This window comes from Streptomyces sp. F63 (genome assembly GCF_018070345.1).
Lineage (GTDB): Bacteria > Actinomycetota > Actinomycetes > Streptomycetales > Streptomycetaceae > Streptomyces.
This window is the reverse complement of record NZ_JAGPXX010000031.1, coordinates 61,635-80,565: the sequence shown is the minus strand read 5'-3', so window position 1 is coordinate 80,565 and position 18,931 is coordinate 61,635. Positions and strand designations below refer to the sequence as shown.

At 71.5% G+C, this 18,931-nt stretch carries 14 protein-coding genes and 1 rRNA gene; 9 read left to right on the top strand and 6 right to left on the bottom strand.

From position 1 onward, the window contains the following. Window positions 1–115, top strand: a 5S ribosomal RNA gene (gene rrf, locus KBZ10_RS24260); the annotation flags it as partial. A 153-nt stretch (window positions 116–268) separates the two neighbouring features. Here rrf and KBZ10_RS24255 read toward each other — a convergent pair. From KBZ10_RS24255 to KBZ10_RS24240, 5 genes are read right to left on the bottom strand one after another with little or no spacing between them, the layout of a single operon-like run. After that, complete coding sequence (locus KBZ10_RS24255) at window positions 269–1,579, bottom strand: DUF58 domain-containing protein (protein ID WP_210989842.1); 1,311 nt, start codon at window positions 1,577–1,579, stop codon at window positions 269–271. 15 nt (window positions 1,580–1,594) lie between these two features. Further along, window positions 1,595–2,560 carry a MoxR family ATPase gene (locus tag KBZ10_RS24250; RefSeq protein ID WP_307847584.1) on the bottom strand — a complete coding sequence of 322 codons (966 nt, stop codon included), beginning with the start codon at window positions 2,558–2,560 and terminating at the stop codon, window positions 1,595–1,597. Continuing rightward, complete coding sequence (locus tag KBZ10_RS24245) at window positions 2,557–3,807, bottom strand: DUF4350 domain-containing protein (protein ID WP_307847583.1); 1,251 nt, start codon at window positions 3,805–3,807, stop codon at window positions 2,557–2,559. The genes KBZ10_RS24250 and KBZ10_RS24245 overlap by 4 nt, the downstream gene beginning before the upstream one ends. After that, window positions 3,804–4,496: a DUF4129 domain-containing protein gene (locus KBZ10_RS29750; RefSeq protein WP_374223407.1), complete on the bottom strand. Its 693-nt coding sequence runs from the start codon at window positions 4,494–4,496 to the stop codon at window positions 3,804–3,806. Before KBZ10_RS29750 ends, KBZ10_RS24245 begins: the two co-directional genes overlap by 4 nt. Window positions 4,497–4,500: 4 nt before the next feature. Next, entirely contained in the window at window positions 4,501–5,757 is a 1,257-nt protein-coding gene (locus KBZ10_RS24240; protein WP_210989840.1) for a hypothetical protein, read from the bottom strand. Between the two features lie 183 nt (window positions 5,758–5,940). On the opposite strand from KBZ10_RS24240, the gene mtnA reads away from it, so the two are divergent. From mtnA to KBZ10_RS24205, 7 genes are all read left to right on the top strand, one after another. Further along, the gene (mtnA, locus tag KBZ10_RS24235) at window positions 5,941–7,089 is read left to right on the top strand and encodes an S-methyl-5-thioribose-1-phosphate isomerase (RefSeq protein WP_210989839.1); all 1,149 of its coding nucleotides are present in this window, start codon (window positions 5,941–5,943) and stop codon (window positions 7,087–7,089) included. A gap of 15 nt (window positions 7,090–7,104) precedes the next feature. Beyond that, window positions 7,105–7,782 (top strand): two-component system response regulator MtrA, encoded by a 678-nt coding sequence (mtrA, locus tag KBZ10_RS24230; protein WP_043471206.1) that lies wholly within the window; start codon window positions 7,105–7,107, stop codon window positions 7,780–7,782. A 1-nt stretch (window position 7,783) separates the two neighbouring features. Then, on the top strand, window positions 7,784–9,796 hold the full coding sequence (gene mtrB / locus KBZ10_RS24225) for an MtrAB system histidine kinase MtrB (RefSeq protein ID WP_210989838.1): 2,013 nt from the start codon (window positions 7,784–7,786) through the stop codon (window positions 9,794–9,796). Then, a complete protein-coding gene (locus tag KBZ10_RS24220; RefSeq protein ID WP_307847582.1) occupies window positions 9,786–11,639 on the top strand; it encodes an LpqB family beta-propeller domain-containing protein in 1,854 nt (617 codons plus the stop codon). The genes mtrB and KBZ10_RS24220 overlap by 11 nt, the downstream gene beginning before the upstream one ends. Before the next feature lie 239 nt (window positions 11,640–11,878). Beyond that, the gene (locus KBZ10_RS24215) at window positions 11,879–12,481 is read left to right on the top strand and encodes a phosphoribosyltransferase family protein (RefSeq protein WP_307847581.1); all 603 of its coding nucleotides are present in this window, start codon (window positions 11,879–11,881) and stop codon (window positions 12,479–12,481) included. Between the two features lie 372 nt (window positions 12,482–12,853). After that, a complete protein-coding gene (hpf, locus tag KBZ10_RS24210) occupies window positions 12,854–13,540 on the top strand; it encodes a ribosome hibernation-promoting factor, HPF/YfiA family (RefSeq protein ID WP_210989835.1) in 687 nt (228 codons plus the stop codon). Between the two features lie 196 nt (window positions 13,541–13,736). Further along, on the top strand, window positions 13,737–14,480 hold the full coding sequence (locus KBZ10_RS24205; RefSeq protein WP_210989834.1) for a response regulator transcription factor: 744 nt from the start codon (window positions 13,737–13,739) through the stop codon (window positions 14,478–14,480). Between the two features lie 104 nt (window positions 14,481–14,584). Here KBZ10_RS24205 and KBZ10_RS24200 read toward each other — a convergent pair whose 3' ends face one another. Next, on the bottom strand, window positions 14,585–15,808 hold the full coding sequence (locus KBZ10_RS24200; protein WP_210989833.1) for a winged helix-turn-helix domain-containing protein: 1,224 nt from the start codon (window positions 15,806–15,808) through the stop codon (window positions 14,585–14,587). 289 nt (window positions 15,809–16,097) lie between these two features. On the opposite strand from KBZ10_RS24200, the gene secA reads away from it, so the two are divergent. Then, complete coding sequence (gene secA, locus KBZ10_RS24195; protein WP_210989832.1) at window positions 16,098–18,911, top strand: preprotein translocase subunit SecA; 2,814 nt, start codon at window positions 16,098–16,100, stop codon at window positions 18,909–18,911. Window positions 18,912–18,931 lie beyond the last annotated feature (20 nt).

The following is an 18,931-nucleotide window of genomic DNA, read 5'->3' as shown; positions in this document are numbered from 1 at the left end:
CGGTGGTTATAGCGTGAGGGAAACGCCCGGTTACATTCCGAACCCGGAAGCTAAGCCTTTCAGCGCCGATGGTACTGCAGGGGGGACCCTGTGGGAGAGTAGGACGCCGCCGAACAATTCTTGTGAAGCCGGGTTTCCCGGGCCGTAGGCGGCCGGGAAACCCGGCTTTTTTGTTTATGGGGCCTTCTCTCGCGGCGTGATCCTTGGGCACGGAAGGCAGAAACAGCAGGGATGAGCACCGTTCCAGAGGCTCGGGAGCAAGACTGGCTTAGAGACGGCCAGCCGCTTTGAGCGCAAGGTAGGCGTCCGCCAGGGCCGGGGCGAGGTCCGCGGGGGTGGCGTCGACGACCGTAACGCCGTGACGGCGGAGTCGGTCCGCCGTGCGAGTCCGCTCTGCCTGGGCGCGGGTGCCGGCCGCAGCCTGGTAAACAGCCTCCGCGGAGCCCCGGGCTTCCACCATCTGCTGGACGTGGGGATCTGCCACGGCGGCCAGCAGGACGGTGTGGCGGTGCGTGAGTCGGGGCAGTACCGGCAGCAGGCCTTCCTCGATGGGGGCCGCGTCCAGAGTGGTCAGCAGGACGATCAACGCATGGCGCGGGGCGGTTCGCAGAGCGGCGGCGGCCATGCCGTGGGAGTCGGTCTCGACGAGTTCGGGTTCCAGGGGCGCCAGGGCGCCGACCACGGCCGGCAGGAGATCGCCCGCCGTGCGGCCTTGTACGGAGGCCCGGATCCGCCGGTCATAGGCCAGGAGTCCGACCTGGTCCCCGGCGCGGCCCGCCAGGGCGGTGAGGAGTAGCGCGGCGTCCATGGCGGCATCGAGTCGGGGGATGTCGCCCACCCGGCCTGCCGAGGTTCGTCCGGTGTCGAGGACGAGCAGGATGTGGCGGTTGCGTTCCGGACGCCAGGTGCGGACGGCGACGGACGACTGGCGGGCCGTGGCTCGCCAGTCGATGGAGCGCGTGTCGTCACCGGGAACGTATGCGCGCAGGCTGTCGAATTCGGTCCCCTCACCGCGTGTCAAGAGACTGGTTCGGCCGTCCAGCTCGCGGAGTCTGGCGAGCTTTGCCGGGAGGTGGCGGCGACTGGGGAACGGTGGCAGGACGCGGAGGCGCCAGGCCACGTGGTGGTGGCCCTGCCGGGCCGCCAGCCCGAGCGGACCGTAGGACCGTACGGTGACTCGGCCGGGTGCGCGGTCGCCGCGACGCGTGGGCCGCAGCAGGGTGGTCACGCGTCGTTGTTCGCCTCCCGGGACGGTCAGCCGGTGGCGGGTCCCGGCAGTGGGGGCGTGCGGCGGCAGCACGCTCGGGGGCCACGCGTCGCGCACGAGGGCGCGCAACCGGCGGCCCTGGGGGTTGGTGATGGTGAGGTCGACGGACGCTTGTTCGCCGAGTCGAACTGACGTATCACCGGATCGAGTGAAGCGGAGGGTGCGCACTGGCGCGGCGAGTGCGAGGTCTCCGAGAATTGCCAGCAGCAGGGGGAGATTCACGAGGAGCAGCCCGGTTGCGCTGGGCGTCAGCAGGCCAGTGACCAAGGCGCCGAGGGAGGCGATCAGAGCGGTTCGTCCGGTGAGGGCCATGGTTCATCGCGCCGTTCAGCGGGGGACGGGGACGTTGGCGAGGACTGCCTGGATTACGGAGTCCGGCGTGATGCCCTCCATCTCGGCCTCCGGGCGTAGTTGGAGGCGGTGGCGAAGTGTGGGCAGGGCGAGGGCTTTCACATCGTCGGGGATGACGTAGTCGCGTCCGGTGAGCCAGGCCCAGGCCCGGGAGGTCGACAGAAGAGCGGTGGCGCCTCGCGGCGAGACGCCGAGCGAGAGGGAGGGGGAGTCCCGGGTGGCACGGCAGATATCGACGACATAGGCGGCGATGTCGGGGGAGACGGAGGTTTCGGCGACGGCGGTGCGGGCCGCAGCGAGATCGGTGGCGTTCGCCACGGGCCGCAGACCGGCGGCCTGGAGGTCTCCCGGGTTGAATCCCTGTGCGTGACGCATGAGCACGGCCGTCTCGTCTTCGCGGGAGGGCAGGGGGACGGTCAGCTTCAGCAGGAAGCGGTCGAGCTGGGCTTCCGGCAGTGGATAGGTGCCCTCGTACTCCACGGGGTTCTGTGTCGCTGCCACCAGGAACGGTTCGGGCAGCGGGCGGGGAACGCCGTCAACGGTGACTTGGCGTTCTTCCATGGCCTCCAGCAGAGAGGCCTGGGTCTTGGGCGGAGTGCGGTTGATCTCGTCGGCCAGGAGAAGATGGGTGAAGACGGGACCGGGCTGGAAGGAGAACTCGGCTGTGCGTGCGTCATAGACGAGGGAGCCGGTGACATCGCTCGGCATGAGGTCCGGGGTGAACTGGACACGTTTCATGTCGAGTTCGAGTGAAGCGGCCAGGGCACGTACGAGCAGGGTCTTGGCGACTCCGGGGACTCCTTCCAGCAGGACGTGGCCGCGGCAGAGAAGCGCGACGACCATGCCAGTGATGGCCGGGTCCTGGCCGACCACGGCTTTGGCGATCTCGGTCCTCAACGCCTCCAGGGAGGCGCGGGCGCTGTCGGCGGTCGGGGCGCTCACGAGGTGATGTCCTTTTCCTTGGCGGGAGTTGAGTCGGGGGATACGGCGGGGGGAACCGGGATGCCTGTGGTGACGGTCCGTTCGAGGCGGTCGAGTTCGTCGGTGAGGCGGATCAGCGACTGGTCGTCGGGTGGTACCGGTCCGAAGAGCAGCGCAGTGACATCGGGGCCGGTAGCGGGGAGACGGGCGGCCAGCGCCGGGCAGAGGACATCGGGCCGGTGGGCCAGGGCACCGGCCACGCCGACGGCCGGGGCGAGGCGGCTCCTGGTGGCGGACCGAAGGACCTCGGCCGCGCGGTCCCGTGCGTGCGCCTGGTGGTACAGACGGGCCCGGCCCTCGGTGGTCTCCGAGGCCCTGATGGCGACCGGAAGTCTTTCAGGGGTGAGTGGCCCCAGACGCCGGGCTCGCCACAGGGCGGCGAACAGGGCCGCGACGCCGAGCTGTGCCGCTCCCCAGAGCCAGCCCGAGGGCAGGAGCTGGAGGAGGCCCTGGTCTCCGCCGTCGGAGGCGGCGGAGTCGTCCAGTGAGGGCAGATACCAGATCAGCTGCTCCCGGGAGCCGAGGAGCTGGAGGGCCAGGGAGGCGTTGCCGCGTTGCGCGAGCCGGTCGTTGAGGAGGATGTCGGGCGAACCGAGCAGGATGGTGTCGCGGCTGCCGGGGGCAGGGAGCCGTACCAGGCTCGGGAGACCATCGCTGAGATAGCAGCTTTCCGCGTCCGGGGCCTCAGCGGAAGGGGAGTAGCGGATACCGCCGAGTTCGGCGTCTCCGGCCCGGCGGGCGGCGGGAAGATCACAGTCCGGAGGGCGGGGGGAGACCTGGGCCGGTTCGGCCACCTCCACGGCGGGGGCCAGCGTTCGGGTGGCGGCGGGACCGGGGGCGAGGAGGACGGTACGCACGCGGGGTGCCGAGGCGGCGCTCCGCAGGGCTTTCCGCTGGCGCTCGGTGAGGAGATCGGGGTTGGTAATCAGCAGAGTGGTGTCCGGACCGGCAGCGGCGGTGGCCTCTGCGGTGGTGGTGACCACGGTGATCCATACCCCGCGGTCGGCCAGCAGCTCGGCGACAGCGCGGCTGCCGTAGCGATCGGCGGAGCGCGGGTCGAGCCGGCCGTGCTGTTCACCGGAGCGCACGGCGGCGAGGACGACTCCCGCGAGTACGAGGAGGGCCAGGGCGAGCAGCAAGCCGCGGGACCTGGCCCAGAGCTGGTGGGCGGTGGGGGTGGCCGAGGTCTCGGCGGCGGCCCGGGTCACGAGCTCCCACCAGCCCCGGCCGCGGCGGGCCGCGGCCTGCTGTGCTGGAGCTCGACGTCCAGATCCCGGAGTCCGGCGTAGGTCTCGGCGGTGCCGGGACGGCCGCCGTAGGTGATGTCGTCGAAGTCCCGGGCGGCGGCGCGCAGCCGGTCCGCGTGAGCGGGCAGAGGGCGTCCGGCCTCGGTGGCGGCCTCGTCGGCGGTGCGGCCGGGGCGCGGGTCGAGCAGGGCGCGTTCCTCCAGTGACCGGACGAGGGCTCTCATCCGTTCCCGTACGGCCAGGTCCCATTCGTGGGCGGCGGCATGCCGTTCAGCGGCCGTTCGGTGTTCAGCGGCGCTCCTCGGCCGGTCGTCGAAGAGTGTGACCGCGGCGGCGGGAGTGCGGTGCAGCGGGCCGAGGCGCAGACGGAGCGCCACGACGAGGAGGAGGAGTACGGCGATGACGACGGCCAGGCCCACCGCGCCGCCGGGGGTCACCCCGGCCGCGGCGGTGAAGAGGGTGTCCACCCATTCCCAGAAGCGGCCGAGGGCGCGCCGGAGCAGGCCCGGTTCGTCCTGCTGGTACATCCGCTTCGAGAGTTCGTCCTCCGCCGCCTCGCGGGCGGGCAGGCGCCGGATCCGCACCGGGACGTCGTCCGCCGTGCGGATCGCGTACCGCGCCGCCGTGAGACCGTCCGCTGCCGGGATCACCGCATCAGCTCCCCGGGGTGGTGCCGTCGGCCCGGTCGCTTCCGGGGCCCGGCGTTCCGTAGCCCGGGAGGCCCGCAGCGCGGCCCAGCTCCAGATCGAGGGCTTCCCGACGGATCCGCTGGTCCATGTAGAGGAGAGCTGTGACGCCGGCGCTGATGGGGAAGGTGATGGTCGAGCTGATCACGGCGCCGATGCCGAGGACGATGAGGAAGAGCCAGCCCGCCTCCGCGGTTTCGCCGGCCATCCAGTCGGCGGCGCTCTCGCCACCGACGACCACGGCGATCAGGCTGGTGGGGATCTCGATGACGGCCGCGACGAACACCAGCAGGACCAGGGTCAGCAGTTGGATACCGAACACCCGCCACCAGGCGCCCCGGACGAGCTTGGCAGAGCGGCGCAGAGAGGTGACGACGCCCTGCCGTTCCAGCATGAGGGCCGGAGCGGCCAGGCTGAAGCGGACCCACAGCCAGATCGCCACGACGAGGGCGGCGGCCCCTCCCGCGAGCGTGAGTGCGGCCCCGGCGGCGGTGGGACCGGTCGCGGTCAGGATCAGCCCGGGGGCCATCGCCGCGAGGGTGATGGTCAGGATGATCAGCGGGATCAGCAGGAGCAGGCCGAAGAGGCGCGGGAGTTGGGGCCGCGCGCTGCGCCAGGCGTCACCGGTCGTCACCGGGCGGCCGAGAACCGCCTGGCTGACGACCATGGTCAGCACGGCGGTGGCGATGATGGTGCCCAGCATGCTGACGATCCCGGTGACGGCGCTGCCGGTCAGGGTGCCGCTGATGGCGTCCAGGATCTCGTCGGGCGTCGGGTCGGGGTCGTTCTCCAGGGCGGCCAGCCCGGCCTGGTCGTTGAACCAGATCCCGGTGGTGACCGTGGAGACGGTCTGGGTGATCACGGCGACGGCGAGGGAGATGCCCAGGACCGTGCGCCAGTGCTCCCGCATCGTCGAGACGGCACCGTCGAGGATCTCACCGATGCCCAGCGGCCGGAGCGGGATGATGCCCGGTTTGGCCGCGGCGGGCGCGGGTGCCCAGCCGGTTCCCCAGCCGCCGCCTCCCGGCGGCGGGGTCGGTCCGGAGCCGGCGGGCGCGGCCCACTGGCCGCCGGGGGGCTGTTCCTTGGACCAGTTGACCGGGGGCCGCCCGGCGCTGCTGCTGCCGGTGTCGTCCCGGTCGGGGCCGGCCGGGTCTCCGTCCTGCCGTCCCGGGTCGCCGGAGGGGGCCGATCCGGGCGAGGCCCAGCCCGGAGAGTCGTTCATCGTCGCTCCTTCGCGGTGCCGTCCGCGGGCCGTCCCGGCTGTGCCGACGACTGTCGGCCGGGCGCGCGGCGACGGCTGGTTGGCTGCCATCGTGCCACGGGGCCCGCCCACGGTGGGGCGGGCCCTCCTTCCGGGAGCCGAGGGCACCTTCTGATCTTTCCTCCGCACCGGCAGACTGGACGGATGGTTGATCAGAACGCGGACCTCACGGCGGCCGGCGACCCCGCCCTCCTTCCCTCATTGCGCTGGGACGAGCCTCCGGAGGGCCCGGTACTGGTGCTGCTCGACCAGACCCGGCTGCCTGCTGAGGAAACCGAGCTGGTGTGCACCGATGTGCCGGCGCTGGTGGAGGCCATCCGCACCCTCGCCGTGCGAGGTGCCCCGCTGCTGGGGCTCGCGGGCGCGTACGGTGTCGCGCTGGCCGCCGTACGCGGTTATGACGTGGAGGAGGCGGCCGGGCTGCTCTCCGGGGCTCGCCCCACCGCTGTCAACCTCGGTTACGGGGTCCGCCGGGCGCTGGCCGCGTACCGGAAGGCGGCCGCCGGTGGCGGCGGGCCGGAGGAGGCGGCCGCCGCGGCGCTCACCGCGGCGCGGGAACTGCACCGGCAGGACGCCGAGGCGAGCTTGCGGATGGCGGAGCACGGTGTGGCCCTGCTGCGTGAGCTGCTGCCGGGCGGTGGCTACCGGTTGCTCACCCACTGCAATACGGGGAGGCTGGTGTCCGGAGGTGAGGGCACGGCTCTCGCGGTGGCGCGCGAGGTGCACCGCATGGGTGAGCTGCGACGGCTGTGGGTGGACGAGACCCGTCCGCTGCTGCAGGGTTCCCGGCTGACCGCCTGGGAGGCGGCGCGGAACGGCATGGCGTACACGCTGCTGTCGGACAACGCGGCCGGTTCGCTCTTCTCCTCGGGGGAGGTGGACGCGGTGCTGATCGGCGCGGACCGTATCGCGGCGGACGGCTCGGTGGCCAACAAGGTCGGCAGCTATCCGCTGGCGGTGCTGGCGCGGTACCACCATGTCCCGTTCATCGTGGTGGCGCCGAGCACCACGGTGGACCCGGAGACCCCGGACGGCGCCTCGATCGAGGTGGAGCAGCGGCCGGGGCACGAGGTGACGGAGATCGTGCCGCCCCAAGTCCCCGGCCTCGTACGGGAAGCGGGAGTGGGCATATCGCTGGCCCCGTTGGGGACTCAGGCGTACAATCCGGCCTTCGACGTCACTCCGCCGGAATTGGTGACGGCGATCGTCACCGAGCACGGTGTCGTATCGCCTGTCACGGGGGACGCAATCGGGGACCTGTGCTCCAGGTCACGCCAGGTCACGATCAGCTAATGGGATGATGTCGGTATGAAGGGACGCGTTCTCGTCGTCGATGACGACACCGCACTGGCAGAGATGCTCGGCATCGTGCTGCGCGGCGAGGGCTTCGAACCATCGTTCGTCGCGGACGGTGACAGGGCTCTGGCCGCCTTCCGCGAGACGAAGCCCGACCTGGTGCTGCTCGATCTGATGCTGCCCGGCCGGGACGGCATCGAGGTGTGCCGGCTGATCCGGGCGGAGTCCGGGGTGCCGATCGTCATGCTGACGGCGAAGAGCGACACCGTCGACGTGGTGGTGGGCCTGGAGTCCGGCGCCGACGACTACATCGTCAAGCCGTTCAAGCCCAAGGAGCTGGTGGCGCGGATCCGCGCACGGCTGCGGCGCTCCGAGGAGCCCGCGCCGGAGCAGCTGGCGATCGGTGATCTCGTGATCGATGTCGCGGGCCACTCGGTGAAGCGGGACGGGCAGTCGATCGCTCTGACCCCTCTTGAGTTCGATCTGCTGGTGGCGCTGGCGCGCAAGCCGTGGCAGGTCTTCACCCGGGAGGTGCTTCTGGAACAGGTGTGGGGCTATCGGCACGCCGCGGATACGCGGCTGGTCAATGTGCATGTGCAGCGGCTGCGCTCGAAGGTCGAGAAGGACCCGGAGCGGCCGGAGATCGTGGTGACGGTCCGTGGCGTCGGATACAAGGCGGGACCAGGCTGACATGGCCGGGCACGGTGCTGCTCCGGAGCGCAACGAGGGGCGGCCCGTCGATCCGGTGGGCAGGATCTCGCTGTACGACCGCCTCCGGCAGGGCGGCGGGCTGTTGCAGGACGGGGCGCCGGGCGGTCCGGTCAACCCACTGCTGCGCATGGTGCTGCGCTGGGTGCGGCGGCCGCTGCTGGCGGCCCTCCGGCTGTGGCGGCGCAATATCCAGCTTCGGGTGGTCGCGAGCACGCTGCTGATGTCGCTCGGCGTGGTGCTGCTGCTCGGCGTCGTGGTGATCGGCCAGGTGCGCAACGGACTCCAGGACGCCAAGACCAGCGCCGCGCAGTCGCAGGCGGCCGGTGGTTTCAAGGTGGCCCAGGACCAGGCCGACGCGGACGCGCGGGGCGAGCCCGGCGCCACCCCGGGCACCCGGGCCCAGCTGAACTCCGGTGTCTGGCTGACCGATCTGGTGCAGCAGCTCGCCAGCGGCGGCCAGGGCGTCTACTCGGTGGTGGCGCTCAGCTCGGACACCGAACAGCCGTTCGTGGACGACAGCTCCGGTACCCGTGCGCCGCGCTCCTCCGGCGATGTGCAGCCCGAGCAGAGCGTGCCGCAGGCGCTGCGGGACTCCCTGGACGCCGAGCCCGGCACGTATATGCAGCACACCCGCATCATCCGGAGTTCCGGGGCCGGGGAGCCGGCGCTGGCGATCGGCAAGCAGCTCAACGACGTCAACGGCAACCCGTACCAGCTCTACTACCTCTTCCCGTTCACCCAGGAGGAGAAGTCGCTGAGCCTGGTCAAGACGACTCTGGCGACCGCGGGAGTGTTCGTCGTCGTGCTGCTCGGTGCCATCGCCTGGGTGGTGGTGCGGCAGGTCGTGACACCGGTGCGGATGGCGGCGGGGATCTCCGAACGGCTCGCGGCCGGTCTGCTTCAGGAGCGGATGAAGGTCACCGGCGAGGACGACATCGCGCGGCTCGGCGAATCGTTCAACAAGATGGCGAAGAACCTCCAGCACAAGATCCAGCAGCTGGAGGAGCTCTCGCGGATGCAGCGGCGTTTCGTCTCCGACGTCTCCCACGAGCTGCGCACCCCGCTGACGACGGTACGGATGGCCGCCGAGGTCATCCATGACGCGCGGGACGACTTCGATCCGGTGACCGCACGCTCCGCGGAACTGCTCCGCGGACAGCTGGACCGCTTCGAGTCGCTGCTGGCCGATCTCCTGGAGATCAGCCGGTTCGACGCCGGAGCGGCCGCCCTGGAGGCCGAACCGATCGATTTGCGCACCGTGGTCGACCAGGTGATCGAGGGGGCTGAGCCGCTCGCGGAGAACAAGGGCAGCCGCATCGTCGTGCGCGGAGCCGAGCAGCCGGTGATCGCCGAGGCGGATCCGCGGCGGATCGAGCGGGTGCTGCGCAACCTCGTGGTCAACGCCGTGGAACACGGCGAGGGGCGCGATGTCGTGGTGCGGCTGGCTGCCGCGGGCGGCGCCGTCGCCGTGGCCGTACGGGACTACGGTGTCGGGCTCAAGCCGGGCGAGGCGACCCGGGTCTTCAACCGCTTCTGGCGGGCCGACCCGGCCCGCGCCCGGACCACCGGCGGGACCGGGCTCGGCCTGTCGATCGCCGTCGAGGACGCACGGCTGCACGGGGGCTGGCTGCAGGCATGGGGGGAACCGGGCGGCGGCTCCCAGTTCCGGCTGACGCTGCCGCGCACGGCCGACGGCGCCCTCCGCGGCTCTCCCATCCCCCTGGAGCCGGAGGACTCCCGGCGCAACCGGGAACAGGCGCAGGACAGCGATCCGGCGGAACCGGGAGCGGCCCGCGCCGCAGTCCCCGGTGCGCCGCCCTCGCCGCGGCCCGCGCCCGCGGTGGCGGACCCCGCGGCGCTGCCGGGCAGCGGCACCCGGGTGGTGGCGCGGGGTGAGGGCGGGCAGCCGACGGCGGCACGGGGGGCCGGTGCCGGCGCCGCGCGGCAGGGCCGGGGTGACGACGATCAGGAGGACGGCTCGGGTGAGGCCTGACCAGCGTTGGTACGGACGGAGGAGGCCCGGGGCCCCGCTGCGCGGCGGTGCACTGGCGCTCTGCGGGGTTCTGATGGCCGGCTGTGCCTCGATGCCGGACAGCGGAGGGGTGCGCCGGGTGGACGTGTCCCAGCGGGCCGACGCCGACGCACAGGTACGGGTGTTCGGAGTGCCGCCGAGAAAGGGAGAGCTGCCGGCCGACATCGTGCGGGGCTTCCTGGAGGCGACGACCAGTGACGAGGCCGATTTCCGCACGGCGCGGCAGTATCTGACCAAGGAGGCGTCCCGCCGCTGGCGGCCGTCCTCGGTGACCACGGTGCTCGCCGACGGCCCGGTGCCCCGCATGGATCTCCGGGCCGGTGACCGGCAGGACGACTCCGCTGTGGCGGTGCTGAGCGGTGACCAGATCGCCGCTGTGGACCAGGATCAGGCCTACCGGCCGGAGGAGGCCCCGTACGAGACGCGGGTGCGGCTGACGAAGGTGGGCGGCGAGTGGCGGATCGACCAGCCGCCGCGGGGACTGGTGCTCGGCCGCTCGGATTTCGAACGGATCTACCGTCCTGTCAACAAGTACTACTTCGCGGTGCCCGGCTCCCACGAGGACAGCGGGACCGGCGGGGACGTGCTGGTCGCGGACCCCGTCTACCTGCGCAAGCGGGTGGGCAAGCGCGAGGATCTGGTCACGTCGACCGTCAAGGCGCTGCTCAAGGGGCCCAGCAGCTGGCTCGACCCGGTGGTCGAGACGAAATTCCCCGCGGGAACGCGACTGGCCGACGAGACGCTCTCCCTGGACGACTCCAACGGGGTGCGGGTCCGGCTCAACGACCGCGGCTCGCGGGTGGGCCCGGTGCAGTGCAACCAGATGGCCGCGCAACTGCTCTTCGCCGTGCAGGATCTGGCGTCGGCCCAGGTGAGCCAGGTGGATCTGGCTGATCCCAAGGGATCGCGGCTGTGCGTGGTCAACCGCGGCCAGGCGGACGCGTACGCCCCGGCGGGGCTGCGGGAGCCGTCCGAGCGCCAGTACTTCCTGGACGCCCGCGGGCGGCTGGCGAGCCTGCCGCCCGGCGGTGAGGTGCCGTCACTGGTCGCCGGTCCCTTCGGCGACGGGCAGGTGGCGCTGCGGTCGGTCGCGGTCGCCCGCAGTGAACGGCTGGCGGCCGGTGTCTCGCAGGACGGGCGCTCGCTGTACATGGCGCCGATCGAGACGGGTGCCGAGCCCGGTGAGGTGGTGCTGCACAGCCGGGCCGGGCGGCCGGAGGACGGCCTGTCCCGGCCCAGCTGGGACGGGGGCGGCAACCTGTGGATCGCGGACCGGGACCCGGACAGCCCGCAGCTGCTGTATCTGCCCCGGGGGGCGAAGGAGGCGCGGGAGGTCGTGGTCCCCTCTCTGGGGGACGGGCGGATCGAATCGCTCCGGGTGGCTTCGGACGGTGTGCGGATCGCCCTGGTCGTCGAGCGCGGGGAGCGCACGTCCCTGGAACTGGGCCGGATCGAACGGACGGGCAGCGGCCCCGGCAAGCCGCCGCTGTCGGTGAACGACCTGCGCCCGGTGACGCCGACTCTGGAGCATGTGGAGTCGGCGTCCTGGGCGGGGGTGAGCCGGCTGGTGGTCGTCGGCCGCGCCTCCGGCGTGCAGCAGTTGCTGTACGTGCGGACGGACGGCTCGGCGGTGAACACCCCGCCGCTGCCGGGCGCCAACGGCGTGACAGCCGTGGCGGCATCGGAGGACGAGGACAAGCCGCTGCTCGCCGATTCCGAGGACGGGATCGTCAGGCTGCCCCCGATGGGCGCGAACTGGCAGTTGGTGACCGAGAAGGGGTCGGAGCCGGTCTATCCGGGGTAGCGATACGGCCGCCCGCACCCGCCCCCGGCCCGGGGTGCTCCGGGTGCGCGCAGGTTGTCCACAGGGGTGGCGGGGCCGGCGGGCCGCGGGGCAGAGTGATCGCCATGCGGGGGTGGTGGCGGGAGATCACGGAACTGGTGCTGCCGGCCGACTGCGCGGGGTGCGGCCGGCCGTGCACGGCACTGTGCGGTCGGTGCCACGCGGCGCTGACCGGACGGGGCGCGGTCCCGGTACGGCCGGTGCCGTCGCCCGCGGGACTGCCGCCGGTGCGCGCGGCCGCGCCGTACGGGAGCGAGGTCCGGTCCGTGCTGCTGGCGCACAAGGAGCGGGGCGCCCTGTCACTCGCCGGGCCGCTGGGCGCCGCACTGGCCGGTGCCGTCCCGTCGCCGGTCCGCGGTCGGGAGCCGTGGCTGCTCGTCCCGGTGCCGTCGGCGCGCCGGTCGGTCGCGCGCCGGGGTCATGACCCGACCCGCCGCATCGCCCTCGCGGCTGCCGCGGTGCTGCGGGGGGAGGGGCGGGCGGTCCGGGTGGTGCCCGCGCTGCGTCACCGGCGGACGGTGGCCGACCAGTCGGGGCTGCCGGCGCGGGCACGGGCCGCCAATCTGGCGGGTGCCCTCGAGGTGGCGGGGCGGGCGGGGGAACTGCTCCGGTCCGCTCCGGTGGTCCTGGTGGACGACCTGATGACCACGGGCGCGTCGCTGGCGGAATCGGCACGTTCGGTTCGTTCAGCGGGTGGGAAGGTGATCGGTGCGGCGGTGGTCGCGGCGCCGCCCAGTGCCTTCCGGGACCGGGCCCGGGACGCCGGGCCGGAACCGACACGGGGTGCGCGTCGTTACAGGTGAGAGAGGGTGACCTGGGCGAGAGGGGAACGCTGCGTCCGGACGAGACGGAGGCCGCCAAGGGGTGCCATCCCTGGTTCGGGCGCGTTATGTTCGGTTGTGAGAGGTGGCGGGTTTTATCCCACTTCTGGCGGGTTTTGGCGTGACCTGGCGAGGACAGGTGCGAGTCAGAGCACGACCGCCGACCCGGGAGCCGATGGGGTGTTGATCTCGTCGGCTGGGGAGGAGGAGGTGAAAGCCGCGGCACCCGGCTCCGCGTCGTGGTGGTGCGGCAGACGCAGTGCCGGACGGGCCCCGTCCCGGGGCGGCCGTCCGGACCGAGGGCAAGAGGGATGCGCTCCGCCCCGAGCGGGGCGACCCGGAACGGAGTTCTGCGTGGACATCGTCGTCAAGGGCCGCAAGACCGAGGTACCCGAGCGCTTTCGCAAGCACGTGGCCGAGAAGCTGAAGCTGGACAAGATCCAGCGGCTCGACGGCAAGGTGATCAGCCTCGACGTCGAGGTGTCCAAGGAGCACAACCCGCGGCAGGCGAACCGGTCCGACCGGGTGGAGATCACTCTGCGGACCCGCGGACCGGTGATCAGGGCGGAGGCCGCCGCCGCCGATCCGTACGCCGCCCTGGACGCGGCCACGGCACGGCTCGACGCGCAGCTGCGCAAGCGGGGTGACAAGCGCCGTGTCCACCGGGGCCCGGGCCGCACACCGACCAGTGTCGCCGAGGCCACCGCGCCGCTCGCCGAGCATCTGAACGGCGACGCGGCCGTGGCCTCCCCTCCCGAGGAGACCGTGACCACCAAGCGGATCGGGCCCCTGGAGGTCCAGGGCGACGGGCCGCTGGTGGTCCGGGAGAAGACCCACACCGCCGCTCCGATGAGCCTGGACCAGGCGCTCTACGAGATGGAGCTGGTCGGGCACGACTTCTACCTGTTCGTCGACTCCGAGACCAAGCAGCCCAGTGTGGTCTACCGCCGTCACGCCTACGACTACGGCGTGATCCACCTGGAGGCGGATTCCATGGTGTCCGAACCGCCCGGCGGTGCCGGTGGCGCGCTGGGCGGGTGACCAGGGCCCGCGATGGCGCGATGAGCGGCCATGCCCCCGGGAGCGTCCGTGCGCCCCCGGGGGCTCCACCGTGCGACCGCGGAGGCACCGTTCCACCACCCGGGCATGGAATCATGGCGAGGCGGTCAACCCGCCGTTCGCCGGGGTGGGTTGACCCGGCACGCGATCGAGGGCCAGGCCCTCGGGGGGAGGAACCATGGCGGACAGCTTCGGGCCCGTGACCGGCCGAGACGGCGAGGGCGCCGTCGAGACCGGTGCGGACGCGAACGGGTCGCGCACCGAGCCCATCCGGGTCCTCGTGGTGGACGATCACGCCCTCTTCCGGCGCGGGCTGGAGATCGTCCTCGCACAGGAGGAGGACATCGAGGTCATCGGCGAGGCAGGGGACGGCGCGGAGGCGGTGGAGAAGGCGGCCGACCTGCTGCCCGACATCGTGCTCATGGACGTGCGGATGCCGAAGCGGGGCGGCATCGAAGCGTGTACGTCGCTCAAGGAGGTGGCTCCGAGCGCGAAGATCATCATGTTGACGATCAGCGATGAGGAGGCCGATCTCTACGAGGCGATCAAGGCCGGGGCCACCGGATACCTCCTCAAGGAGATCTCCACGGACGAGGTGGCGACCGCCATTCGCGCGGTCGCGGACGGGCAGTCGCAGATCAGCCCTTCGATGGCCTCCAAGCTGCTCACCGAGTTCAAGTCGATGATCCAGCGCACCGACGAACGCCGGCTGGTGCCCGCGCCCCGGCTCACCGACCGCGAGTTGGAGGTGCTCAAGCTCGTCGCCACCGGTATGAACAACCGGGACATCGCCAAGGAGCTCTTCATCAGCGAGAACACCGTGAAGAACCATGTGCGCAACATCCTGGAGAAGCTGCAGCTGCACTCCCGGATGGAGGCCGTGGTGTACGCGATGCGGGAGAAGATCCTGGAGATCCGCTGAGCGGCGGCCGGGCTCGCGGCCCGTTCCGCGGTCCGCGGGTGCAGGGACAGGGACACTCGCCGCTGTGGCCTCCCGGACTGACCGGCCGGCCTTCGTCCCGCGCCTCAGCCGACGAGCTCGGCGACGGCCTTCTCCAGCGGACCGGCCAGCTCCGGCGGGTCCATCCGCTCCACGCGGACGCCGGTGCACCCCACCCACGAGGCCGCCTCGGCCAGCGCCTCCGCCATCGGCCGCACCGCCCGCCCGCTCAGCAGGGACAGCTGCCGGGCGACGAGGGTGCCGCCCTCGCGTGCCGGGTCCACCCGGCCGAGCAGCCTTCCGCCGGACAGCAGCGGCATCGCGAAGTAGCCGTGGATCCGCCGCTGTCTGGGAACGTATGCCTCCAGCCGGTGGGTGAAGCCGAAGATCCGCTCCGTTCGCGGCCGGTCCCAGATCAGCGAGTCGAACGGGGAGAGCAGGGTCGTGCGGTGCCGCCCCCGCGGCGGGGCGTTGAGAGCCGCGGGATCCGCCCAGGCCGCACCCGGCGGCCGGCCCGAGGAGGAACCACCCCGCGCGGCGGGCCGGCCCCAGCCCTCGACCGTCACCGGGACCAGTCCGGAGCCGGCGATGACCTCGTCGACCTGCTCGGCCCTGAGCCGGTGGTAGTCGGCGAGATCGGCGCGGGTGGCCACGCCCATCGCCGCTCCGGCCTGGGCGACCAGCCGGCGCACGCACTCGCGGTCGTCGAGGTCGTCGTGGAAGACGGGGTCCGGTATGACGCGCTCGGCGAGGTCGTACACCCGCTTCCAGCCGCGGCGCCGGGCGCAGACCACCTCGCCGGTGTCGAGGAGCCACTCCACCGCGATCTTCGTCTCCGACCAGTCGTACCACTCGCCGCCGTTCTTGGCGCCGCCCAGTTCCGAGGCGGTCAGCGGGCCGTCATTCCTGAGCCGGTCCCGCACGGCGGCGCAGGAGCGCTCGGAGTCCTCCATGACGTGCCAGCGGTGGCCGCGTGCCGCCCGGGCCCGGCGGCGGAAGGCGAAGTGCGGCCACTCCTCGATCGGCAGGATGCAGGCGGCGTGGGACCAGTACTCGAAGGCGTGCGAACCCGTCCAGTACGCCGACTCGACGGTCTCCCGCCCGACCGCGCCCAGTCGTGCGTACGGCACCAGCTCGTGCGAGCGGGCCAGCACGGAGATGGTGTCCAGCTGGACGGCGCCCAGGCTCCGCAGCACACCGCGGACTCCGGCACGGCGGTCCGGGGCGCCGAGCAGGCCCTGCGCGCGCAGCGCGATGCGGCGGGCCTCGTCGGCGGAGAGTTCCAGGGCGGGCGTCGGCAGGCTCGTCATGCCGGGCACCCTAAAGGCACCCACTGACACGGACCGGGGGTACGCGGGTTCCGCGGCGATGAGGGAACCCGTCGGCGACCCTCCCCGGCCGTCCGGAAACGGGCCCGGAACCCGGCACCTTCCGGGCGGTGCGGACGTTGGGTCATCGGAGCGAGTGCACGCCTTCGTGGCGACGGACCTCCCGATGCGGGTGCGTCCTGACTTACGATGGCCGTTGCGGCGAGGCCTCACCTCGTCGTGCCCTCGCACCCGACCGTGCCAGGCCCGACCGGCAAGGAGACCACCCCAAGTGTCCGTCTTCAACAAGCTCATGCGTGCAGGCGAAGGCAAGATCCTGCGCAAGCTGCACCGCATCGCGGGCCAGGTCAACTCCATCGAAGAGGATTTCGTCCATCTCTCCGACGCCGAGCTGCGGGCGCTCACCGACGAGTACAAGAAGCGGTACGCCGACGGCGAGAGCCTGGACGACCTGCTCCCGGAGGCCTTCGCGACGGTCCGTGAGGCGGCCAAGCGTGTCCTCGGCCAGCGGCACTACGACGTCCAGATGATGGGCGGGGCCGCGCTGCACCTCGGCTATGTCGCGGAGATGAAGACCGGTGAGGGCAAGACCCTCGTCGGTACGCTCCCCGCCTATCTCAACGCGCTCTCCGGTAAGGGCGTTCACCTCATCACGGTCAACGACTACCTCGCCGAGCGCGACTCCGAGATGATGGGCAGGGTCCACAAGTTCCTGGGCCTGTCCGTCGGCTGCATCCTGGCCAACATGTCGCCGGCGCAGCGCCGCGAGCAGTACGGCTGCGACATCACGTACGGCACCAACAACGAGTTCGGCTTCGACTACCTGCGTGACAACATGGCCTGGTCGAAGGACGAGCTGGTACAGCGCGGGCACAACTTCGCGATCGTCGACGAGGTCGACTCGATCCTCGTGGACGAGGCCCGGACGCCGCTGATCATCTCCGGCCCCGCCGACCAGGCCACCAAGTGGTACGGAGACTTCGCCAAGCTGGCCAAGCGGCTCACCAAGGGCGAGCCCGCCAACCCCCAGCGCGGCATCGAGGAGACCGGCGACTACGAGGTCGACGAGAAGAAGCGCACCGTCGGCATTCACGAGGCCGGGGTCAGCAAGGTCGAGGACTGGCTGGGCATCGACAACCTCTACGAGTCGGTCAACACTCCGCTCGTCGGTTACCTCAACAACGCCATCAAGGCCAAGGAACTCTTCAAGAGGGACAAGGACTACGTCGTCATCGACGGCGAGGTCATGATCGTCGACGAGCACACCGGCCGGATCCTCGCCGGCCGCCGCTACAACGAGGGCATGCACCAGGCGATCGAGGCCAAGGAGGAGGTGGACATCAAGGACGAGAACCAGACGCTCGCCACGATCACCCTCCAGAACTTCTTCCGCCTCTACGACAAGCTCTCCGGCATGACCGGTACGGCCATGACCGAGGCGGCCGAGTTCCACCAGATCTACAAGCTCGGCGTGGTGCCCATCCCGACGAACCGCCCGATGATCCGGATGGATCAGTCGGACCTGATCTACCGCACCGAGGTCGCCAAGTTCGACGCGGTCGTCGAGGACATCGTCGAGCGGCACGAGAAGGGCCAGCCGGTCCTCGTCGGCACCACCTCCGTGGAGAAGTCCGAGTATCTCTCCCAGCAGCTCAGCAAGCGTGGCGTGCCCCACGAGGTGCTCAACGCCAAGCACCATGAGCGTGAGGCCTCGATCGTCGCCCAGGCGGGCCGCAAGGGGGCCGTCACCGTCGCCACGAACATGGCCGGCCGCGGTACGGACATCAAGCTCGGCGGCAACCCGGACGACCTCGCCGAGGCGGAGCTGCGCCAGCGCGGACTGGACCCGGTGGAGCACCCCGAGGAGTGGGCGCAGGCGCTTCCCGCGGCCATGGAGAAGGCCGAGGCGGCCGTCAAGGCGGAGTTCGAGGAGGTCGTGAGCCACGGAGGGCTCTACGTCCTGGGCACCGAGCGGCACGAGTCCCGCCGTATCGACAACCAGCTGCGCGGCCGCTCCGGCCGTCAGGGGGACCCGGGCGAGTCCCGTTTCTACCTCTCGCTGGGCGACGACCTGATGCGGCTGTTCAAGGCGCAGATGGTCGAGCGGGTCATGGCGATGGCCAACGTCCCCGACGACGTCCCGATCGAGAACAAGATGGTCACCCGCGCCATCGCCTCCGCCCAGTCCCAGGTGGAGCAGCAGAACTTCGAGACCCGCAAGAACGTCCTCAAGTACGACGAGGTCCTCAACCGGCAGCGCGAGGTCATCTACGGCGAGCGCCGCCGGGTCCTGGAGGGCGAGGATCTGCAGGAGCAGATCAAGCACTTCATGGACGACACCATCGACGCGTACATCCACGCGGAGACGGTCGAGGGCTTCGCCGAGGACTGGGACCTGGAGCGGCTGTGGAGCGCCTTCAAGCAGCTCTACCCGGTCAAGGTCACGATCGAGGACCTGGAGGACGCGGCCGGCGACCGGCTCGGGATCACCGCCGAGTTCATCTCGGAGATGATCAAGGAGGACATCCACGAGCAGTACGCGGCCCGTGAGGAGCAGCTCGGCTCGGAGATCATGCGGGAGCTGGAGCGGCGCGTGGTGCTCTCGGTCCTGGACCGCAAGTGGCGTGAGCACCTCTACGAGATGGACTACCTCCAGGAGGGCATCGGCCTGCGCGCGATGGCCCAGAAGGACCCGCTGGTGGAGTACCAGCGCGAGGGCTTCGACATGTTCTCGGCCATGATGGACGGCATCAAGGAGGAGTCCGTCGGCTATCTGTTCAACCTGGAGGTCCAGGTGGAGCAGCAGGTCGAGGAGGTGCCGGTGCAGGAGCGGCCCTCGCTCGACAAGGAGCCGCAGCCCGTCCCCGCGGTGTCCGGAGCCGGTCCGCGCCCCGAGATCCGCGCCAAGGGCCTGGAGGCACCGCAGCGTCCGGACCGGCTGCACTTCTCCGCCCCGACCGTGGACGGCGAGGGCGGCGTCGTCGAGGGCGACTTCACGAACGAGGGGCCGGCTCGTTCGGAGTCGGACGGGATGACCCGCGCCGAGCGCCGCAAGGCCCAGAAGGGCCGCCGCCGCAAGAAGTGACGTGGCCGCCCCGGCGACGG